This is a genomic window from Reticulibacter mediterranei, from assembly GCF_016587455.1.
Genome location: NZ_BNJK01000001.1, coordinates 8497711 through 8516671 on the forward strand (window position 1 = coordinate 8497711; position 18961 = coordinate 8516671).

At 54.5% G+C, this 18961-nt stretch carries 23 protein-coding genes; 9 read left to right on the top strand and 14 right to left on the bottom strand.

The window, feature by feature from the left end:
- Positions 1–25 precede the first annotated feature (25 nt).
- Positions 26–598, bottom strand: coding sequence for a helix-turn-helix transcriptional regulator (locus K3T83_RS36420; protein ID WP_220207813.1), 573 nt, complete (start codon positions 596–598; stop codon positions 26–28).
- A 312-nt stretch (positions 599–910) separates the two neighbouring features.
- Here K3T83_RS36420 and K3T83_RS36425 point away from each other — a divergent pair, with 312 nt between their 5' ends.
- The 8 genes from K3T83_RS36425 to K3T83_RS36460 all read left to right on the top strand — a co-directional run bounded on the left by K3T83_RS36425 (position 911) and on the right by K3T83_RS36460 (position 8737).
- Complete coding sequence (locus tag K3T83_RS36425) at positions 911–1747, top strand: MerR family transcriptional regulator (protein ID WP_220207814.1); 837 nt, start codon at positions 911–913, stop codon at positions 1745–1747.
- Between the two features lie 64 nt (positions 1748–1811).
- Positions 1812–2099, top strand: coding sequence for a hypothetical protein (locus K3T83_RS36430; RefSeq protein WP_220207815.1), 288 nt, complete (start codon positions 1812–1814; stop codon positions 2097–2099).
- 36 nt (positions 2100–2135) lie between these two features.
- A complete protein-coding gene (locus tag K3T83_RS36435; RefSeq protein WP_220207816.1) occupies positions 2136–3104 on the top strand; it encodes a hypothetical protein in 969 nt (322 codons plus the stop codon).
- Positions 3105–3664: 560 nt separating this feature from the next.
- Entirely contained in the window at positions 3665–4618 is a 954-nt protein-coding gene (locus K3T83_RS36440; RefSeq protein ID WP_220207817.1) for a sulfite exporter TauE/SafE family protein, read from the top strand.
- Positions 4619–4981: 363 nt separating this feature from the next.
- Positions 4982–5524 carry a hypothetical protein gene (locus K3T83_RS36445; RefSeq protein ID WP_220207818.1) on the top strand — a complete coding sequence of 181 codons (543 nt, stop codon included), beginning with the start codon at positions 4982–4984 and terminating at the stop codon, positions 5522–5524.
- Between the two features lie 203 nt (positions 5525–5727).
- Positions 5728–5949, top strand: a complete 222-nt coding sequence (locus K3T83_RS36450) for a TOBE domain-containing protein (RefSeq protein WP_236065063.1) — start codon at positions 5728–5730, stop codon at positions 5947–5949.
- Between the two features lie 184 nt (positions 5950–6133).
- Positions 6134–7183 (top strand): molybdopterin-dependent oxidoreductase, encoded by a 1050-nt coding sequence (locus tag K3T83_RS36455; protein WP_220207819.1) that lies wholly within the window; start codon positions 6134–6136, stop codon positions 7181–7183.
- Between the two features lie 78 nt (positions 7184–7261).
- Complete coding sequence (locus tag K3T83_RS36460) at positions 7262–8737, top strand: benzaldehyde dehydrogenase (RefSeq protein ID WP_220207820.1); 1476 nt, start codon at positions 7262–7264, stop codon at positions 8735–8737.
- 62 nt (positions 8738–8799) lie between these two features.
- Here the strand turns inward: K3T83_RS36460 and K3T83_RS36465 are convergent, their stop codons facing one another.
- From K3T83_RS36465 to K3T83_RS36485, 5 genes are all read right to left on the bottom strand, one after another.
- On the bottom strand, positions 8800–10302 hold the full coding sequence (locus tag K3T83_RS36465; RefSeq protein WP_220207821.1) for an aldehyde dehydrogenase family protein: 1503 nt from the start codon (positions 10300–10302) through the stop codon (positions 8800–8802).
- Between the two features lie 246 nt (positions 10303–10548).
- A complete protein-coding gene (locus K3T83_RS36470; RefSeq protein WP_220207822.1) occupies positions 10549–10800 on the bottom strand; it encodes a hypothetical protein in 252 nt (83 codons plus the stop codon).
- 202 nt (positions 10801–11002) lie between these two features.
- Positions 11003–11836, bottom strand: coding sequence for a DUF5131 family protein (locus K3T83_RS36475; RefSeq protein WP_220207823.1), 834 nt, complete (start codon positions 11834–11836; stop codon positions 11003–11005).
- Positions 11833–12306 carry a DUF488 domain-containing protein gene (locus K3T83_RS36480; protein WP_220207824.1) on the bottom strand — a complete coding sequence of 158 codons (474 nt, stop codon included), beginning with the start codon at positions 12304–12306 and terminating at the stop codon, positions 11833–11835. The genes K3T83_RS36475 and K3T83_RS36480 overlap by 4 nt, the downstream gene beginning before the upstream one ends.
- Positions 12307–12308: 2 nt before the next feature.
- Positions 12309–12533 carry a hypothetical protein gene (locus K3T83_RS36485; RefSeq protein WP_220207825.1) on the bottom strand — a complete coding sequence of 75 codons (225 nt, stop codon included), beginning with the start codon at positions 12531–12533 and terminating at the stop codon, positions 12309–12311.
- A gap of 2 nt (positions 12534–12535) precedes the next feature.
- Here K3T83_RS36485 and K3T83_RS36490 point away from each other — a divergent pair, with 2 nt between their 5' ends.
- Positions 12536–12751 carry a hypothetical protein gene (locus K3T83_RS36490; RefSeq protein ID WP_220207826.1) on the top strand — a complete coding sequence of 72 codons (216 nt, stop codon included), beginning with the start codon at positions 12536–12538 and terminating at the stop codon, positions 12749–12751.
- A gap of 202 nt (positions 12752–12953) precedes the next feature.
- Here K3T83_RS36490 and K3T83_RS36495 read toward each other — a convergent pair whose 3' ends face one another.
- The 8 genes from K3T83_RS36495 to K3T83_RS36530 form a co-directional block, all read right to left on the bottom strand.
- Positions 12954–14135 carry a hypothetical protein gene (locus K3T83_RS36495; RefSeq protein WP_220207827.1) on the bottom strand — a complete coding sequence of 394 codons (1182 nt, stop codon included), beginning with the start codon at positions 14133–14135 and terminating at the stop codon, positions 12954–12956.
- 108 nt (positions 14136–14243) lie between these two features.
- Positions 14244–15935: a helicase HerA domain-containing protein gene (locus K3T83_RS36500; RefSeq protein ID WP_220207828.1), complete on the bottom strand. Its 1692-nt coding sequence runs from the start codon at positions 15933–15935 to the stop codon at positions 14244–14246.
- Positions 15928–16524, bottom strand: coding sequence for a hypothetical protein (locus tag K3T83_RS36505; RefSeq protein WP_220207829.1), 597 nt, complete (start codon positions 16522–16524; stop codon positions 15928–15930). The genes K3T83_RS36500 and K3T83_RS36505 overlap by 8 nt, the downstream gene beginning before the upstream one ends.
- Positions 16525–16542: 18 nt before the next feature.
- Positions 16543–16941: a hypothetical protein gene (locus K3T83_RS36510; RefSeq protein WP_220207830.1), complete on the bottom strand. Its 399-nt coding sequence runs from the start codon at positions 16939–16941 to the stop codon at positions 16543–16545.
- A complete protein-coding gene (locus tag K3T83_RS36515; RefSeq protein ID WP_220207831.1) occupies positions 16938–17936 on the bottom strand; it encodes a sigma-70 family RNA polymerase sigma factor in 999 nt (332 codons plus the stop codon). Before K3T83_RS36515 ends, K3T83_RS36510 begins: the two co-directional genes overlap by 4 nt.
- Before the next feature lie 52 nt (positions 17937–17988).
- Complete coding sequence (locus K3T83_RS36520; RefSeq protein ID WP_220207832.1) at positions 17989–18240, bottom strand: hypothetical protein; 252 nt, start codon at positions 18238–18240, stop codon at positions 17989–17991.
- A 15-nt stretch (positions 18241–18255) separates the two neighbouring features.
- Positions 18256–18537 (bottom strand): hypothetical protein, encoded by a 282-nt coding sequence (locus tag K3T83_RS36525; RefSeq protein WP_220207833.1) that lies wholly within the window; start codon positions 18535–18537, stop codon positions 18256–18258.
- Entirely contained in the window at positions 18537–18881 is a 345-nt protein-coding gene (locus K3T83_RS36530; protein ID WP_220207834.1) for a hypothetical protein, read from the bottom strand. The genes K3T83_RS36525 and K3T83_RS36530 overlap by 1 nt, the downstream gene beginning before the upstream one ends.
- Between the last annotated feature and the right edge of the window lie 80 nt (positions 18882–18961).

Below are 18961 nucleotides of genomic sequence, written 5' to 3' on the forward strand. Positions count from 1 at the left end.
ATGGCCTGCCACAGATGCTCTTTCTTCACCCCTTTGCCTTCTTCCGCTGGTGTCGCTCTGCCTTCCACGCCTCGATCTCCGAGCGCAGCAGCCGTCGATCCCCATACACATAGATGGGATGAAGCTTGCCATCGGCAATCCGATCATAGACGCTTTGTCGGGCCACTCCCACTGCGTGATACGCCTGCTGAATTGTGAGGAGATCTTCGCCGTCATACATTTTAGCGTAGGCATCGTGGAAGAGTTGGCCCAGTTCCGTCGTGTGAAACTTCGCTGGTATGCTATACCCGTCATCGAACAGATGACCAAAGACCGTGCGCAAGATGCGTTGCATCGCCTGCTCCACGTGCGCTGATGTGAGACGAAAGGAGCTTCGGTCCACATACCGAGCAAGGAGCATGAGCCGTCTGCCCAGTGGACTGCTGCGTATTGCTTCCATGTGCCAGGGTTCGTGGGACAGTCTGGCACCTGCCGGAGTCATGTCCCGACTCCACTCAAAGAGGCGGCCTGCCACCGCAAGTAAAATGCGATCCACGCGTTCCTGCATCAGCGTTGTTAAAGGAGAGAGCTGCTCAAGAAATGTTTCATCCTCGTACATAGTGCCTCCATATCCATCTGAAAGCAAACCTGAAACGATGTAAGCTTACACGATTTCAGATCATTTGTCCACCTTTTCGGCTAGCCTCACCTGTTCACGTGACCTGCAAGCATATCTGAAAAAAGAGGGAGGCGTGTAAGCTTACATGCTTACCACCTTGCTCCCGGTTTGTTTCCATGTTGTTCCCGGTCTGCTCCCGTCTTCATTTGGTATGCTTGTCAGGAGATGAACACGAAGAGGCTCTCCAGAAAGACTGTTCCAGCCTCTCGCTCATCATTATCACTCACATGCAGGCTCAAAAAAGGAGGAGCAATGGACCCACACCCAGAAACATCTATCACGGTCAAAGAGGCGGCCAAACGCATTGGCTATTCGGTGCGTCAAACTGACCGTTTCATCAAGAAAGGAGCATTGGAGGCCGTTCGCGTCAATGCCAGTCTGCGCAAGGTGCCGGTCGCCAGCGTGGAAGCTTTCAACGCCAGGCATGATCGTCGCCCCGTTGATCCGCTGGAGCCAGTGAAAGAGACGCTGCACCAGCAAGAACAGGTGGCGGGCGATATCCTGCGGCAAGTCGCGCTGTTGCGCACAGAGATGGAGGAGCGTCACAGCATGGTGTCCAAGCGCATTGGTGAACTGGAGGGACACCTACGTCTGCTCAAGGCCCAACTCCAGCAAGAACGAGAGGCGCGTCTGACGTTGGAGCAGGCTGTTGCTGCACTTTCAACAACGATCACGGGGGCAGAAGGAAGCCAAAACCTCTCTGAGCTTGTACGCCAACTGCTTACACGCATCCCGCGTTCCTCATCCCGAGGACTCTTACCGCAAGAAAAGCGTGGGTATCCCCCTGCCACGATCCGGCTCGTTCACTTTGCCACTCAGCACGGTATTGAGCCAAGCACCCTGCGTCAACATGCGGAAAAGATGCCCGGACTGGCAACCATCTATGAACGGCCCAATGCCACTACCAAGAAGCATGAATGGTGGCTCTTGCCGGAGCAGCAAGCTCCCCTCCTCCGCTACTGGCAGGCCCAGAACAAGACCTGGACACCGTGCCCCGATTGCCCTCATGACAGAGAGGCAGGGACGACAGACATGTCAGATGAAGGAGGAGAAATGGGAAAAACAGGAGAAGGAGGAGCAGTCGCGTAGTGGTTTTCGCCGCCACAACGACCCGAATCAGATTCGGGCTCTATTCGGGTAATTCTGTACAACGATGAAGAACGCTGATGCAGCCAAAGAAGAGGAGCGAGGGGGGATGGATGGCTCGATCTTCAACCAGGAGAATGGTGGTTTGTACTATAGGAGAAGAGAAAAGAGAAAGAGAGAGGATAAAGAGAGAAGGGTAAGTAAGAGAAAGAGAAAAGAGAAAAGAGAAAGAGAGGATTACATAAGATCAAGTGAAAAGAGAAAGAGAGATGACGTGCGCTGGAGGTGGGGTGGGGATCATCATATTGTCGCTCTCCATAATACTCAAGGGGGAGGCCAGCGCACAGAGAGATAGCCCAACGGACCATGCTCAAAAAAGGAGGGATCACCTATGTATCAGCCAGAGGAGAAGCAGCCATTGACACAACCGAAGCAACCTCATCCCAAGACCCACAGGCGTCGCCGCGATGCCGGAAAGGGGCGCTTCACCAAACGTGATTGCTTTGCGCTCATCTGGATCGGACATCAATACGGTATTCGTCTCGATCACCTGCAATTGCTCCTGGGACGCTTTCCTGGCCGTGGAGCGACCTACACCAATTGGATCAGCGGAAGCGCTACCCGTGACGTGGTGACGCGCTGGGAAAAAGAGGGGTTGGTTCGAGTCGAACGGCTCGAAGTCGATGGCCCCTTCTGGATCTGGCTCACGCCCAAAGGACTACGGAGGATGGGGCTGAGCTATACGTACCGGGATCTAAGGAAACTGAAAGATGTGAAAGGGGAGGATCTCACACACCTCTACGCGATCAATGCCATTCGATTGGACATAGAGGCCGATGAGCCAGAGGCACACTGGATCAGCGAACGCGCCTTACGACAAGGGCAGATCCGTCTCAAAGGCCAGACGCTTCTTCACCGTCCAGATGGGGTGGTCGTGTTCCCCGATGGAAAAACGGTTGCCATCGAGGCGGAACTCTCAATGAAGAAGCCGTTTGAACTGGAGGAGGTTCTGCTGGAACTGCTCTGGGGGGAAGCGTATCTCCGCCGCAAAACCGAGTATGATCGCCAAACCGCACGAGAGTTCAGTCGCGGAAATCGCAGCCCGTATGACCAGATCTGGTACTTTGCCCCCAAAACGATTCGCAGGCATGTCCGACGCGCACGAGAGAGGCTCTTTGCCGATCTGACCATCAGCCAGCAAGAGGCTGAACGAATCTATATCGCGTGGTATCCGCTGCCACACTCTGATGAAGAGAGCACGCAGGAAGAGCGAGAGGATAACGAGGCATTGGGTCTTGATGACGAGGATGAGGAGGAGGAACGCCTTGATGCCGAAGGGGAGGGCGACAGAGAACGCTAGATGGGTGTCACAGACCGCGCTGGCACCAGGCATGGTCAAAAACGAGGAGCGTTGCACACTCCCCTCGGCCTAGACTTGTTTTCATTTCGCCTTGACATCGAGAGCCACCTTTTTTGACTTGAAACTCTCGAACATCCTCCACTTTCTCAACTACCCTGAAACGTGTAAGCTCAGGGCTGTCTAGAATGCATTGATGAGGGTGAGTATAATGCTTCTGTGACACGTTCAGGTTCGGTTCAACCTGGCAGATGCTTCTTCTCGCGCAGACGTGGCGCGGAGATCATCGTTCAGCAAGACTCGTAGGAGCAGGGCTGAGTGAGTTGATCTCTCTTCGAGAGATCTCTCCGATCTGATCGCACCAGGATAATACGAAGGAGAAGAAATGAACCACTGGGTACGAACGCTTTCATTCCTGGGAGTCCATGACATACCTTTTCACTGCTGATCCTCATTTGCTACTCGACTCGGATTTCTGGATGCGAGTGGTTTGTGAGGAGCTGGATGCTACCAGAGGTCCGCCTCAACCACGGTCGCCGTAGGGCACAACGATGGAGGTAGCAGTGAAATTCAAGGCAAGGCACCGTCTGATCGCTCAACACGGTCGGCAAGGCGCATGGTCTGACGGAAATGCTATGCGAATCATCCGTAAGGGGGTGAAGATCATGCTCATGGTGATGCTGATCGCTGCATCCGTGTTCGCAGCTGGTCAGCAGCACGGTCGGAGCTGGTCTCCGGGCCGTTTCGGGCACTTCATGCTGGACTACGGATGGCTTGGCGCACTGACTGGCGCGCTGACCAGTGCGACGAGTGTTGGGGTGGTCGCGTTACCCCCGGCCCTGGTCCTCGTGCAGCACGTCGCAGCCCCCGTCGTGGTAGGCGTGAGTTTTGTGGTTTCGGCGGCCATCAAGGCCGTTGGAACTCAGCGGCTCAAGCAGCAAGACCAGATCGACGGCAAGGTGGCATGGTCGCTGTTCTTCGGGAGCGTCCCGGCTACACTCATCACGTCATTGCTGATGGGTGGCAGGTATGGTGCGAGCACGCTCATCGTACATGCCCTGGGCTGCATCCTGATCGTGTCGGCAGCGTTCTTCGGGATCAAGCCAACGATCATGCGCACTCGTCAGAGCAAGGAAGAAGCTCAGACGCCTCTCTCCCGAACTCGCCTGGCTGCAACGGCAGGGCTGGGAGCCGTCGTCGGAGTGGTCGTGGGGCTGGCTTCTGTCGGGAGCAGTTCGCTCTTTATGCTGGTCCTGCTGCTCCTGTACCCGAATATGCGGCCTGCGAACCTCGTTGGCAATGGTCTGGTGGCATCCCTCGGCGTGATCTTCGCCGGGTCGATTGGGACGCTGACAACCGGGTCTATCGACTGGAATATCACGGGTGGGCTGATCCTCGGCTCACTGCCAGCGGTATTCTTCGGAGCCTGGGTGATCAAGAAGATCCCTGAGAAGATCCTCATGGTCATCCTAACGAGTGTCCTGGGCCTTTCAGGGTGCCTGCTGCTCATCCAATAAACTGGTGCGGCAGGCAGGCGGCGGCAGGTTGTGTGTAGACGTTCGCGCCCCAACATACCAGAAGACCGTGATGGCCTTCTGGTATGTTCTTTTTATAGACTGCCTATGCGATTGAAGCGGGTCTGGTGCAGATGAAGATTTTTTTACAAGCAAACCCTGCTATATAAAGCTATGAATGACATTGACAAATCGCTTTTTTCGCCTATACTCAATAAGTGAGTAGTCAATTATTGGATAGAGATCAACGCTGGTCAACTCCCCTTATTGCATAGTCAGGACGATGATGATCATTACGTATCCTTAAAAGGTAGAGCTATTTGAAATGTGTACTTTGAGCGTCTGGTAGAAAGAAAGGGAATTTTCATGTCCGGCATCGTCGTCTCCCTTTATACGGCACCACAGTCCCACGTCCCCATGATTTCTCTCCCCGTAGCGCATCTAGTCCCTGGAAAGGGGATCGAAGGTGATCGGTATTACACGCGTCCAAAGTATCTCCAACCCGGCACAAAAACCCCGTATGAAGTAACTCTGGTGGAGCAAGAGGCACTTGAAGCCCTCAACGTGAGAGCACCAGGAACAGTGAGAGACCCCAGCGGACGACGGAATATTGTAATTCGCTCGTGCTCATTGCAGACCTTTGCCGGATGCCTGTTTCGTATAGGTGAAGTTCTTCTCTGTGGAGCCGCCCTTCGTGAGGCATCCTGTGACTCCTCGGATCATGGACAGCACAATGTGTGCGATGGACTCCATTACCATTGGCTTGGTGCCTCTATTCTCACGGAAGGATGGATTGCTCCGGGAGATTGCATTGAGACCGTTTCCTTCACGCTTGAAGATCTCCAAAGCGGACAGGCTTTGGTGCTGCCGATCCAGTTTCCCATCTCTCTAGAGAGGGAAACCTTCTAAGACAAGCGTAAAAAACGCGTCTGTGGCGCGGGCAACAAGAAAGTTTTTTTTCAGCGTGAACAGTGAGACCAGGTCTGCTCGCTGCTCCCTCTTTTGAGGATCTTGAAACTGAGAGCTTGCACTTCACGTGTCTCCTTCATGAACGTGTCTCAGGTCGTTTGACTTCTCAGTCATCAGATGGAGAAGAGAAAGGAGAACAGCAGATGCCTCTGCAATTGAGCGCTCGTAACCAGCTTCAAGGAACGGTCAAATCGATCAAGCTTGGAGCAGTCATGGGCGAAGTTGTGGTGACGCTTTCTGGTGGACAGGAGATCGTTTCGGCGATTACACGAACCTCCGTTGAAACGCTCAAGCTCAAAGAAGGAGATAACGTCGTCGTGATGGTCAAATCAACAGAAGTGATGGTTGGAAAGGATGAGGAGTAAGTAACTTCCAAGGATATCCCAGAGCGTCCGACGCGCTCTGGGATATCCTCTCTCAGTGTTTCCCCGCACCGAAAATTGACATTCATCAGCTTCACCAGTATACTCAATAATTGAGTACTCTTTCTGTGAATATAAATAAAGTGACCTGGTTGCTTATCCATCCTGAGTAAGAAGGAAGAGCATCATGTTGACAAAAAGGCTTGTTCGGAGATGGTTGTTCCTCTGCGTGCTTGCGCTTGTGAGCTGCTTATGGAGTGCATGTGGCGGCACAACGACGACCTCGGCGGCCAGCACTGCCACCGTTTCCACTTCTCCAAGCACGAATACTCCCTCTATTTCTTTGCAATTGACCGGACAGGTCAAGGTTCCTGGCGAACTGAAATTAGCGGATCTGCAAGCTTTCCCTCAAATCTCTGTGACAACCAACCCTCAAAGTGGGCATGGGCCGTTGGGAAATCATACATACACGGGAGCACTTCTTTATGATCTGGTCCAGAAGGCGCAAATTGTCATGGATGCCTCGCGGAAAAACGACATCTTGCGCAAGGTGGTTCTGGTGACGGGGACCGATGGCTACAGCGTTGCCGTGTCGCTGGGAGAAATCTCGCCACGTTTTGCTGGCAAGAAAATCCTGGTCGCCTATGAGGAGGATGGCAAGCTGCTTCCCAAAGCAGATGGGTTTGCTCGCCTGATTGTCCCAGGCGATACGCTGGCAGGCCGCTACGTCTCGAATATCGCCAAGATAGAGATGAAAAGCGCTGGACCTCTGCCTAAACTTGCCAGCCGTAGCCCATCCTCAAGTCTGTATGTCGTTGGACTGATTAAAACTCCCAGCAGCTATGATCAGGACGCGCTGAAAGCCTTGAAAACGACCACAGTAACGGTGCAAGGAAAGGATGAGAGCGGAAAAGCTGTGAGCACCATGTATAGCGGGGTGCTTTTGAGCGATCTGTTGACGAGCGCTGGTGGAATGCAATTGAATGCGAAGGCGAAGAATGACTTTTTGCGGAAAGGTATCGTCGCTATTGGCACCGATGGCTATAGCTGTATCGTGGTGGGAGGAGAGATCGAGCAACGTTTTGCCCATACACAGATATTGGTAGCTCTTGCTGAGAACGGCAAGCCTTTTACTAATACGGATGGATTTGTACGCTTGATTGTCCCGGGCGATCAGGCACAGGGACGTTTTGTTTCTAACCTCACCGAACTTCAAGTTGTTGAACTGGGTCCATAAGTATCCTCAACACAGAGAAGCTTCTTTTCTGTGTTAACCCATGCGATGAAGCACATATTTCAAAGGAGGAACACTGCTATGGCTACGGAACCTTCTTCGACACTCATGGATCAGCACATATGGGAAGGGAAGATTTTCAACGGCGATTGGGTTGTTCCCACTGGAGGTCAGTATGCAGTCATAGAGCCTGCGACGGGCGATCATCTCGGCGTCGTGGGACGAGCAAGCCCTGATGATGTACAGCGTGCGGCAGAACAGGCGGTAGAGGCGCAGAAAGCGTGGGCGCGTGCGCCATTCCATGAGCGTGCGCAGGTGCTTCGTCGCGCTGGACAGCTTTGGGAGCAGCAGGCAACTGAGATCAAGCAGTGGATCATACGAGAGTCGGGTTCGATTGCACCAAAGGCCGACTTTGAGTTACATGTTGCGGCAAGCGAGTGCTACGAAGCCGCCGCGCTTGCCACACAGGCGTATGGGCGTCTCTTACGGTCGGAACAACCGCGCTTGAGCCTTGCCCGTCGCCTCCCTGCGGGTGTCGTTGGCGTCATTGCACCGTTTAATGTGCCGCTGATCCTCTCTATCCGCTCAGTTGCGCCAGCGCTGGCATTTGGGAACGCGGTTCTGCTCAAGCCAGATCCGCGAACGACGGTAAGCGGAGGCGTGGCACTTGCGCGCGTCTTTCAGGAGGCAGGGCTACCCCCTGGTGTGTTACAGGTCTTACCTGGGGGCGCTGATATTGGCGAGGCGCTGATCACTGCTCCACAGGTACGGGTAATTAGCTTTACAGGATCGACACAGGCCGGGCGAGCAGTGGGAGAGCTTGCCGCCAGACATCTCAAGCGTGTCCATCTCGAACTCGGTGGCAACAGCGCTTTGATCGTACTGGACGATATTGATCTTGATCGAGCAGTCGCAGCTGGTGCCTGGGGATCGTTCTTTCATCAAGGGCAAATCTGCATGGCAACGAGCCGTCATATCGTACATGAGAGCCTGGTAGAGCGCTATGTGGATGGTCTTGTCGCGATAGCCCAGCACATGGCAGTGGGAGATCCAGCCTCACAGCTAGTTGCGCTTGGCCCGATCATCGACGAACGCCAGAGAGACAAAATTCACTCATGCGTGACTACAAGTGTTGATGCTGGCGCTCGACTGGCAACCGGAGGCAGGTACGAGGCTCTGTTCTATCAGCCGACAGTTCTTGCTAATGTGACGCCATCGATGCCCGTCTATAGTAACGAGATCTTTGGGCCGGTCGCCCCGGTTGTCCAGTTCTCGTCGCTAGATGAAGCTGCGGCCCTCGCCCGTGATACAGAGTACGGTTTGTCGCTGGGCATCCTGACGCGTGATGTGATGAAGGGGATGGAACTGGCGGAACGGATTCCCAGCGGAATTGTTCATATCAACGACCAGACCATCAGCGATGAGGCGGTAGTGCCATTTGGAGGCGTGGGGGCTTCGGGCAATGGAGCGCGATTGGGAGGAGCGGAGTGGAATATGGAAGCCTTCACCGAGACGCAATGGGTCACGATTCGTGGGCAAATTGCTCCCTATGCCTGAAAAAAAAGAGAGCAGGTCCGAATCAGGCTCTTCGCGCTGGTTCGGACCTGCCCTGCACTAGTTTATAGCCCAATACAAACAGATTTGACTTCCGTATAATTTTTCAGTACCTCATGTCCCATCTCGCGACCCCAGCCAGATTGACGATATCCACCAAATGGCAGTGCTGCATCAAAGACGTTATAGCAATTGATCCAGACGGTGCCAGCACGGAGGGAGGCCGCCAGGCGATGTGCTTTGCCAATATCGCGCGTCCAGATACCGGCTGCCAGACCGTAGATCGTGTCGTGAGCCACCGGGAGAATCTCTTCCGGGTCTTGGAATGATTGAGCGACGACGACCGGGCCAAAAATTTCCTCCTGCACCACTTTCATATCCTGTCGTGCATTGACCAGCACTGTTGGCTCAACAAAGTAGCCCTGATCGCCAAAGCGACCACCGCCAGAGAGCGGCTTCGCTCCCTGTTCGATACCAGATTGCAGGTATCCAGTGACGCGAGCGAGCTGCTCATCGGAGACAAGCGGCCCCATACGAGTAGCGGGATTGAAGCCTGATCCCAGGGTAATCTTTTTGGCCTGTTCTGCGACTCCTTCAACTACCTGATCAAACACAGGCTTCTCGACATAGAGGCGTGAGCCAGCGCTACAACATTGACCGTGATTGAAGAAAATAGCGTTGGCGGCTCCGGCTATAGCAGTTTGTAGATCCATATCTTTGAAGACGATATTCGGAGATTTGCCTCCTAATTCGAGGGAAACCTTCTTGAGATTGCCGGCAGATGCCTGGACAATGAGCTTGCCAACCTCCGTTGAGCCGGTAAAAGCCACTTTGTCTACGTCTGGATGCGCGGCCAGTGCTGCCCCGGCTGTTTCGCCATAGCCTGGAACAATGTTGACAACCCCTTCTGGAAAGCCGGCTTCCAGGATGAGTTCGCCAAGCCGAAGGGCAGAAAGTGGTGTCTGCTCTGCGGGCTTGAGGATAATGGTACATCCAGCTGCCAACGCAGGTCCAAGCTTCCAGGCAGCCATGAGCAGCGGGAAGTTCCAGGGGATGATCTGGCCCACCACACCTATTGGTTCGCGCTGCGTATATGTGAAATACTGATTCTGATTTGCGAGCGAGAGAGGGATCGTGTTGCCTTCAATCTTCGTGGCCCAGCCCGCCATATAACGGAAAAGATCGGCGGCAAGAGGAATATCGGCAACGCGAGCGATGGTAAGGGGCTTGCCATTATCAAGCGATTCCAGTTGCGCAAATTCTTCCGCGTGCTGTTCGATAAGGTCTGCGAGCCTGGTCATGAGGCGACCACGCATGGATGGAGACATCGTGGTGTGCCAGGGGCCGCTATCGAAGGCATGGCGTGCAGCCTGGACAGCGCGGTTGATATCCTCTTTGTCGCCTTCAGCAACTTGAGCCATCACTTCGCCGGTTGCTGGATTATACACGGGGAAATGCTTGCTCGATGCCGCCTGTACCCACTGTCCATTGATGAGCATGGGACGCGGTTGGGAGAGAAACTGGAGCACTTCAGGAGCTACGGAGACGCTTGTGTCGGAAACGGCCATGATCTGTACCTTTCTCTGTAATAATGGGGTGAAGACATCTGTGTCTCGTTCTTACATACAAGTACATACACTGAAAGCCGGTGTCTGGTCAGACATAAGATATACAGCTGATCGTTTTAACGATAAAACGATTAAGTACTCGTCTGCGATTATGTAATGATTGTCTTTTCATTTATCCTCTCCTATGACGATGAAGCGCGCAACTTGTCGAACATGTTAGAGGTTAATCACAGATTGAGTACTCAATTACTGAGTATAGACAGAAAAGGATACCATGTCAAGATGTCTCATCTCTTTCAACTCATTGGAGTCGCCCATGCGCTCTTCCCGAAATTTATGCTCCCGGGACAACAACATTGAACGCATCACAGTGGCGATCTCGCGGAGGCACTGCTCAATCAGGTTCGCGATCAGTTTCATCTCTCGTTCTACATCTTTCTCGCCGTAAAAATTGAAGGGTTCCAGATATGATGTCCGACCACGTGTCATTGGTCGCATCGCCGGACAGATGCTCGGAGTTGTCTGTGTGCTGTTGAAGTTGGGTCAGGAAACAATCAGCAAATTGGCCCTGGGGGTTCCCTTGCCTCCTCCGGTGCTCTCTGACTCAGAAATCCATCGCAAGCATTGCGCAGGGCAATATCACCGTCTCCGTCTTTGGGGCAGAGGCTACGTCAGTTGATCGAACTTCCTTACTAGTAGCTCATCTCTTTCGTGTATCTATACGAGTCTTCGTGGTGACATTTCCCATCACGTGTTCAGGCTTCTCTGGTGGCAATTCATCCCGCGTTCTGCCGTCCAGCAGGCGTCCACCGCTATTGTGATAGCGTCCACCGACTTGCTTAAAGAAGAACTTCACCCCGGCTCGCTGACACTGCCCACGTGCAGAGCGTGCCCAATCAAGGTCAAAGGGACGAGCCAGCGCTCCACTTTCCCCACCACAGATCAGCCAGTCGATCTGCTGTACCCAGGGCGTGAAATCGACCCGCTCTAGTGCCGGTTCATAACTCACAAACCGCACCACCGCTGGGATCTGGATGAGCAGGGGTAATCGTTCATTCGCCCGTCGCTGATTGCCTGCTGAGACCCCAATCCACACGTTGTCCGGCCATGTTCCATCCTGCCAGGGAGCCATCGAGAGAATATGCTCTGGGCGTTTGGTGAGCAGCAACCAGTTCAACCAGGGAGTCCGTGCAATGAGCCGCCATAACTTCTCGCGTTCTGGTTCTAACGTTGGATGGTCTTCAAACACATCGGCCATACTGCTACAAAACACACTGCGTCGATGTCCCTCTCGCTCTGCTTCCCGGTTCCAGGAGAGCGGTTTCTGCCAGTGTGTGCTGCCAAAGGTCCGGCGCGTGGTGGTTGCTTGCGGTCCCCACAGGCGCATCCCGTAGCGGCTGGCAATGCCTTCTGCATAACAGTTGCGACACTCTTCCGACACCTTCATGCAGCCCCAGGCGATATTGAACGTGTAGCCGGGAATGATAGTGCCATCTGGCAAATGTCGATGGGTCCACTCAATCGTTGTTTTCATCTTCGGTGCTTCTCCTCTTCTGGTTGAGAACGATGGGATGTGGTCAGTGTAGCAACGTATCGCACATCCTCTGGCAAGACGGCAAGGACGGTTGGGCATGCCTGTTGCAGTAGGGAGACAATCACCTGCATATGGCAGCGGGTGTAGTCGTGGCACCCACAGAGCAAAATCAGCGAGTGTCCTTCCTGCGTGTAGCGCAGGAGTCCAGCAATCCCCGTCTCTGGACCGGCAAGTGTGATAGGGCCACTCGTGGCATAGTTGCGGTTGCCCAGGAATGCACCTGCCCAGCGGTAACGCTTGCCATAGCGGGTGTGCAGGGCTGATCTGTTCCACTCAGGCAAGCGAGAACGAGGCGACAGACGAGTATCGATGAGCAACATGCGAGGGTTACGCGCCATCAGGTGGTGGACGAGTGCCCCATCTCGGCTATAGCCACAGGGATAGACAAGGAAGAACGGATAGGTGCTCATCGTTACATCCTGACCCTTCCTGCTGCATAAAGCGTCCAACGAAAGAGCAGGCCAGCGGCAATGGTGCGTACCGTTTCGGGATTGGCACACGGGGCCACATAGCGGGCGTAGCACATCGCCACTTCATGGGCTTCGATGCGGTCGGTGATGGGCCAGCCAGAGAGGACGCCAAGCAGGATGAGCCGCCGCGCAAGGTCTTGTCCTTGCTGAAAGGGGGCCAGGGTCATACATGTCTCCTTTCCCATCCTTGCTGCACCAGGGGTGCCGGGCAGACGCCCCAGACACACCTGATACAGCGAGAACAGAACCAGTGATGATACAATCGGTTGCCAATCAAGAGGGTGAGACGGTGACAAGACCTGCGTTGCCAGCAGCGCCAACAATGAGTGCGGCTGTGTTGCAGTTTATGAGCCATAATTTCAGCACGAATGGTACGCATGGGTGATCTGGTTCCTTTCTTGTGATGTGTTGCTTGTTTGTGTTCATGATGACGCACTTCATCGCCAGTTCACATGGCCTCGTCAGAGGGTCGCACTCTGACCACACGCTTGGACGGATGAGGCTGAAAGAGATGCTCTGTAAGTCTGTAAGTGAAAGCGTGTAAGTTCCATCACTTACAGCCTTACAGGTTTCATCTCGCACATGGCTTACGCGCTTTCACTCTGTAAGGGGACTGTCACCTTCGCTACAACCTTTTCAATCGGGGCACTTTCATCAGGAACTTCTGTAATCGTGACCCGTAACCCGGCTAAGATTTTGCCAGCGGTGACATGCGAACAACCGACTTTTCTTCCAGCTTCTGTCGCCGTAATGGTGGGATTGTCTTGCAGTAACTTACGAATAGGTTCCTCGTAGTTACTGCCTCCCTTGCGGATATGGGCCGGTTTCTTGCCGACCGCTTTGAGATGAGGCGAGCCTGTCTGTTGGGGAGCCTTTGCCGCTGCCAGATGATGCAAGGTTTCGACCATCACTTTCACACTTTCACGTTGCATCTCTTTCATGGCCTGCACGTGGGCTTCCTGCATCGCTTGAAACCCTTTCAGCATTTCAGCTTGAAAGGTTGTAAGCGTCATCGGTTGACTTACAGGGGCAGGCTGTAAGGCAGTACTGGGTTGACTTACAGGTTTCAGGGTTTCAGGCTGTAAGTTACTTTCATGACGGCTACTGTCAAACATTAAGGTGTAAGCGATATTTAAGATCGGAAAGGCCGAAACGATGTACGGGTTTAAATCGCGCCATGTTGAAATGTAAGGCATGAAAGGGATCGTCACGGTCACACTTTCAGCCGTAAGCAGCATGTCACTGTGAAACTCACGAGCATGTTGTAAGTTGGCAGCCCAGCTGAAACCCGAAATCAGCAGGATGAAGGGCCAGAACTTTAACACACATCCCAGGATCGGCAAGAGTTTCTGATACCAGGGAAGCCCATAGGTCGCGTTCCGTAACTCACGGGCAAACTTAATGGAGAGCAGAAATTCGGTAATGTTAATGGCCCCAGCGATCAGGTACGCTACGAACCACCACCAGTCCGAAAGCGTGCCGTCTGAATTTTGTGGCTCAAAGGCGGCGAAAAAGTAGGCTACATGCGGCAGCGAGGCCACCAGAAACACCAGAAAGGCGAGACTGGTCACGAAGAGAAAGGCTCCATCTACGGCCCGGTCAATCCAGGACTGATGACGAACGGCTCGTGCTGGCTTTTGCTTGCGTGGTTCTGGCTGGAGTTTGTGCCATAGACTGGTACTCTTCGTCCAGAATATGCTAGCAGCTCTCTGGACCTGGATTGCTGTCTTCTTGATGGCGTTCTGGATGCCTGTTGGTTGCTGTTTCATCTTCCTTGCTCCTTGTCTGGTGATTGATTGATTGATTGAATGATTGATGGCCCTTGCCCCCGTTTCACGCTCATGTTTCTCCCTTCTTGCCATCAATCATTCAATCAATCAATCAGTGGCACGCTCAGATGCTGGTTTGTCTGCTTGTTCCTCGATCATCTTGCTCAAACGTCTTGCCTGATGCAGGGTCAGATGAAAGGCTTTCATGAGTTTGCGTTCGCTATTGTAGCCACAATTCCACAGGGCAATCGCTGCTGCCAGATCAATCTCTTCCGCTCGTGGCCCCTTCTCCGGCAAGACTGGTGTGGGCAGTGGCGTCACATTGGACGGAGGTGGGGCAACGTCGCCGGTTGTCTGTCTCTGTGACATGCTGGCGTCTGGCTCCTCTCGATCGTCCTCCTCTTGTTCTGGTTGTTGTGCCCAACGTGTGGCATGCCGCTCAAGAGAGGCGAGACCGGGGGATTGGGAGCGGTCAGGGGAGTGACGCTGACGAAACTGCTGCACGTGACGGCGACCTTTCGGGTCAATGACCATCGCCTCTCCCGGTGCAAGCGCCTGGGCGACATCCTTGGGCACGCCAAGCTCAGCGTACTTGTTGAGATCGTTAGGGAAGGTTTGCCGAAACAGGATAAGCCAGTCACACGAGATGCAGCGCTTATCCAGATCAGCAGGTCGTTGGGTCGCGAAGAGAAAGCCGATGCCCCGTTTGCGTCCACGCCTGACCACCGTGCCAAAGAAGGCTTGTTGCAGTCGCGCGAGCAGGGTTTGCCCAGCGGCATCTTTCTCTTTGGAGAGACTACTTTCTTCCTGGCGCTGGGGAAGCCAGATGGACGCCTCATCCAGAATAAACATGCAGGTGGCCCGCTCGTCATTGGGCCTCGCCTCTGCCCAACTGCGCATGCCTCGAATGATCTCGATCATGACGAGGGCCGCTTCATTGTCATCGTCGTAGCTCTGCAAGTTGAGGATCACCTGCCGTCCCCGCTCTAACACCGCTTGCCCAAAGGCAAAGGCGTTGTCTCCCCGCACGTTATGGATACCCGCTTTGTAGGGACGCAGCAGGTAGTCCGGGTGATGCAACACGTCGTACTCCCCTTCGGTATCAGCCAGCACAAACGGAACACCAATCTGCCGCAAGCGTCCCAACTCTTCCAGAAAGACGGTCAGGCCATTGGTCTTGCCGCTCCCCGGTATCCCGAAGAGGCCAATGCGTTTGGAGAGGATGCTGCTGGCATGGGGCTGAAAGTTCGGCCCTAAGTCGAGATGATCGTCTGCCATCGTACGTGGGTGGGTGTGCTGCGCTTCTTCCTCCTCCTCTGGTTCCTCTCTTCTGCGTCGCACACCTAGGAGCCGTTGCAGTTTCGCCCCCACCGCTTGCTCTTCGTGTCGCTCGTCCTCCTCTTCGTCGGCTTGCACCGGTAGCACCCGGTCCACCACCTGTGCGGTGAGTGCCCGTACTCGCTCGACATCGCGCCCAGGCACCAGATGATCGAGGATGTCATTGCTGTGCCGGGCTACGACCCCGACTGCCACCAGGCCAAAGAAGACGCCCGTTTTGTCGAAATGCATGGCCACATCTGCGATACCAGAGGCTACCAGTGCTCCACCGGTAAGCCAGAGTTGATCGGGACGGAGAGAGGACAAACGAACATGGGGAGAGGGCAGCGTGCTGCTGCCTCCTCCCGCTGTGGTGTCATCTTCTTGCTCATCTGGTTCCAGATCGTCGCGGTCTCGTTGCTCGTCCAGCAAGTCGTCTTCCTCTTCCTCAAAGAGGAGATCGTGTTCATCGTTCTTACGCACGGCTCCACCCGCTTTCGATGAGGTACATGCCAATGGTGCCAAAGTAGCCAACGATAAACGAGGTGATGGCGGCAAAGAGGATATGGCCCCAGGCTCCCCCAAAGGTGCCATAGTTGTAGTCGGCCCAGCCGTTAAACAGGACAATCACCCACGAACAGGTTTTGAAGAGACGGGCCATTGCTTGACCAGAGCGGGCTACTGAGTCATGCAGGACTTCGGCCCCGATGATAAAGCCCAGGTACACCAGTTCAATACCCCAGCCAAAGATGGTGGCGATGGCATCTTGTGGCGTATCGTTGCCCAGGATCAGATTCGGCAGTTGGAGAAACACGGCCCAATTGGGGTGATAGACATCGACCTGCCCGGCACTCGTGATAAAGGCTTCGTTGGTCTGGATTTGCGTCATCAGCGCCACCAGCCATAACAGCAGAAAGCCTATCCCCACCGCCACGATAAAGAGGGCGGGATGACTGGTCCGCATGGCCGGGCCGGTCGTGGTGGATCGGTTCACAAAAGACACATTGTTCACGCTCCGGTTGGTGCGGCTGCTCACTGCAGCGGAACGCGTGCCACGTCGTGTGGTTGGCATCGGTTCGTCCTCCTCTTCTTAGATGTCACCATACTCATCGTCATCATCGGTAGAATAATCGAAGTTGGCTGTATCATCTGTTGGAGCTTCTCCCTCTTCATCCAGATCGCAGGTGTAGACGGTGTAGTCAATGACGGTTTCCTCATCACGCAAGATGGCAAGGAACAGCGGGTCCACCCGGCATTCATACCATTCCACCATCAGGTAGCCCCAGCCCTGTTTATCAGTGGTGCCGTAATCAATGAGCCGGACTTCTTCGCGCCCTTCAAACCAGCGGGCGATGGTGGCAACGAGTGCCTCATGGACTTCCGGTTCGACGGTAAAGCAGACCCCTTCCACCTGACCGGGAAGTGCCTCAAGCTGGATGGGAGGCAATCCCTCCCGTTGAAAGGTTTCGGGAACGTAGGTCGTGGTCATAGAGGCATTTCCTTTCTGTGTGCGCTTGGGGCACGCGACTCAAACAACTGAGAGGTGAAACCATGCGTAGCGGCGGCACGGCGCAGTTTGCGCATGGCGGAATGGAACAACTGGTAGACACGAGAACGACACATGCCAAGCTCCGAACCCGCAGCAAGGGCTTCGCGTTCCCCGTTGCCATCCAGCCCAAACAGGCAGGTGATGACCTCGCGTTCGCGTTGGGTGAGTGCAGAAAGCAGCATTGTCACTGCCTCCCGCATGTCCTGGACGCGTTCCTGCTCACCTAGCACTTCCGCAGGATCAGGCGACTGCTGGCTCGCAAGCGTCTCATGCAGTGTGGCCTCATCGCTCACGGGTGAGAGAGGAGCGTCCAGCGACAGAGGCAGTTGATCGACGGTCTGTGCCTGGAGAAGAAAGCGCTCGGATTGCCCGGTGTGGAGCGCAAGATCGCTTATGGTCGGCATCCGTCCGAGCTTGTGGGTCAGATCATCGGTGAGGGCGTGGAGGTGTCGATACTGCTCGATCTGATAGCTAGAGCGACGGATCAGGCGTCCGTGTTCATCGAGCGCCCGCCAGATCGCTGCTTTGATGTAGTAGGTGGCATAGGTGCCAAAGCGCACTCCAAAGGTTGGGTTATACTTGTCTACGGCACGAACGAGGCCGATATTGCCATATTGGATCAAGTCGAGCAGCGGGGTGCCGAACCCGTCCGGTCCCTGGTAATGCTTGGCAATGGACGCGACCAGGCGCAAATTCGCCTCAATGAGGTGGGTGCGGGCGGCTCCATCGCCTTGCGCAAGACACGCGAACAGGTGCCGTTCCTGTTGCGCGGATAGGAGCGGGTAGCGGTCGATCTCACGCAAGTAGCATCCAAGCAGGTCTATAGTCACCCCGTCCTCTTGCCCAGATGCGGGTCGTGTATCGAGGGGGAGATCGGCCAATTGACCGATCTCAGTGGAAAGTGAAACGTCATACGACAGGGGCAGTGCAATCATTACGTATCTCTCCGATTCTTTAGGACAAAACAACGACAAGACGAGTAGACGATCAGGGAAGATGGTGAACCTGGATTTCCCAACTGATGCCCTGGCTCTCCATCCAGACACACTGTTCAGCGGTGAGACGTCCAGCGTCCAGAGCCTCTTTCATTTCTTCATCAGTAAAGCTGGTAATGGGTTCTACTGACGTAAGGTCTTCTGCATAATCAGCATCCTGCACGGTGATCTGCATCACGCTTGCTACGAGCAGGAAGAGGAGCGTCACACCAACGGTGATGGCTTCTCGCGGCCACCGGTTCATCGCATCCCAGCCTTTCTATCCAGTCACCAGTTCACACCCGAACGGATACAAGAACGCGTCATCATCAGTCAGCGAAAAGGTGGAGTAGCCAGTGACGTCGGGATCAGCGTGCAGTTGCGCCAGAAACTCTTCGTCAAATTGCTCTTTTGCCATCAGCACGACAAATCCGACCGGTTGCTTCTCGACAAAGCCGACATCGACAACGCCAAAGGCGTCCTGACCCAGAAATTGGTCTTTGAAGGACTGTTCCAGAGGGAAGGTCTGTTCGCGTGGACACAGCAGGTGAATGAGTTGCATTAGATCCCTCCTCTCGTTGTGCGGTGAGTTGCGCGGTAGTGGTGTTCTTCCGTGACCGCCTTGTGGTATTGCTGTTCCATGTATCGCTCTCGCTCTGGATCGTAGCCCGGATAGGGAAAGGTGAGCGCGTTCCACTGTTGCGTCCCCCACAGCAGCGAGGAGGAGACTGTGTCTTGCTGCTCGCGTGGTGTTGAGGAAGAGGTGACGTGCTTCCAGGTGCCAGCGACGAGCCGCTGGGCGGCGCGACAGCCAGAGCGCTTGCACGTGCGATAGGTGTGGCTGACCGTCTCTTGCCAGTCATGGGTGCCAGTTGCCTTGCACACGGGATTGATCTGTTGGGTCATGAATACGTTACTCCTCATGGGGCAAGCAGGAGCGGGAAGCTCCCACCTGCCGATGTGTATGTGTTTCTGACGTACTGATA

What these genes read in the sequence shown, in the direction of transcription:
- K3T83_RS36420 (WP_220207813.1), bottom strand. Translation starts at nt 598, where the DNA reads ATGTACGAGGATGAAACATTTCTTGAGCAGCTCTCTCCTTTAACAACG.
- K3T83_RS36425 (WP_220207814.1), top strand. Translation starts at nt 911, where the DNA reads ATGGACCCACACCCAGAAACATCTATCACGGTCAAAGAGGCGGCCAAA.
- K3T83_RS36430 (WP_220207815.1), top strand. Translation starts at nt 1,812, where the DNA reads ATGAAGAACGCTGATGCAGCCAAAGAAGAGGAGCGAGGGGGGATGGAT.
- K3T83_RS36435 (WP_220207816.1), top strand. Translation starts at nt 2,136, where the DNA reads ATGTATCAGCCAGAGGAGAAGCAGCCATTGACACAACCGAAGCAACCT.
- K3T83_RS36445 (WP_220207818.1), top strand. Translation starts at nt 4,982, where the DNA reads ATGTCCGGCATCGTCGTCTCCCTTTATACGGCACCACAGTCCCACGTC.
- K3T83_RS36450 (WP_236065063.1), top strand. Translation starts at nt 5,728, where the DNA reads ATGCCTCTGCAATTGAGCGCTCGTAACCAGCTTCAAGGAACGGTCAAA.
- K3T83_RS36455 (WP_220207819.1), top strand. Translation starts at nt 6,134, where the DNA reads ATGTTGACAAAAAGGCTTGTTCGGAGATGGTTGTTCCTCTGCGTGCTT.
- K3T83_RS36460 (WP_220207820.1), top strand. Translation starts at nt 7,262, where the DNA reads ATGGCTACGGAACCTTCTTCGACACTCATGGATCAGCACATATGGGAA.
- K3T83_RS36465 (WP_220207821.1), bottom strand. Translation starts at nt 10,302, where the DNA reads ATGGCCGTTTCCGACACAAGCGTCTCCGTAGCTCCTGAAGTGCTCCAG.
- K3T83_RS36470 (WP_220207822.1), bottom strand. Translation starts at nt 10,800, where the DNA reads ATGCGACCAATGACACGTGGTCGGACATCATATCTGGAACCCTTCAAT.
- K3T83_RS36475 (WP_220207823.1), bottom strand. Translation starts at nt 11,836, where the DNA reads ATGAAAACAACGATTGAGTGGACCCATCGACATTTGCCAGATGGCACT.
- K3T83_RS36480 (WP_220207824.1), bottom strand. Translation starts at nt 12,306, where the DNA reads ATGAGCACCTATCCGTTCTTCCTTGTCTATCCCTGTGGCTATAGCCGA.
- K3T83_RS36485 (WP_220207825.1), bottom strand. Translation starts at nt 12,533, where the DNA reads ATGACCCTGGCCCCCTTTCAGCAAGGACAAGACCTTGCGCGGCGGCTC.
- K3T83_RS36490 (WP_220207826.1), top strand. Translation starts at nt 12,536, where the DNA reads ATGTCTCCTTTCCCATCCTTGCTGCACCAGGGGTGCCGGGCAGACGCC.
- K3T83_RS36495 (WP_220207827.1), bottom strand. Translation starts at nt 14,135, where the DNA reads ATGAAACAGCAACCAACAGGCATCCAGAACGCCATCAAGAAGACAGCA.
- K3T83_RS36505 (WP_220207829.1), bottom strand. Translation starts at nt 16,524, where the DNA reads ATGCCAACCACACGACGTGGCACGCGTTCCGCTGCAGTGAGCAGCCGC.
- K3T83_RS36510 (WP_220207830.1), bottom strand. Translation starts at nt 16,941, where the DNA reads ATGACCACGACCTACGTTCCCGAAACCTTTCAACGGGAGGGATTGCCT.
- K3T83_RS36515 (WP_220207831.1), bottom strand. Translation starts at nt 17,936, where the DNA reads ATGATTGCACTGCCCCTGTCGTATGACGTTTCACTTTCCACTGAGATC.
- K3T83_RS36520 (WP_220207832.1), bottom strand. Translation starts at nt 18,240, where the DNA reads ATGAACCGGTGGCCGCGAGAAGCCATCACCGTTGGTGTGACGCTCCTC.
- K3T83_RS36525 (WP_220207833.1), bottom strand. Translation starts at nt 18,537, where the DNA reads ATGCAACTCATTCACCTGCTGTGTCCACGCGAACAGACCTTCCCTCTG.
- K3T83_RS36530 (WP_220207834.1), bottom strand. Translation starts at nt 18,881, where the DNA reads ATGACCCAACAGATCAATCCCGTGTGCAAGGCAACTGGCACCCATGAC.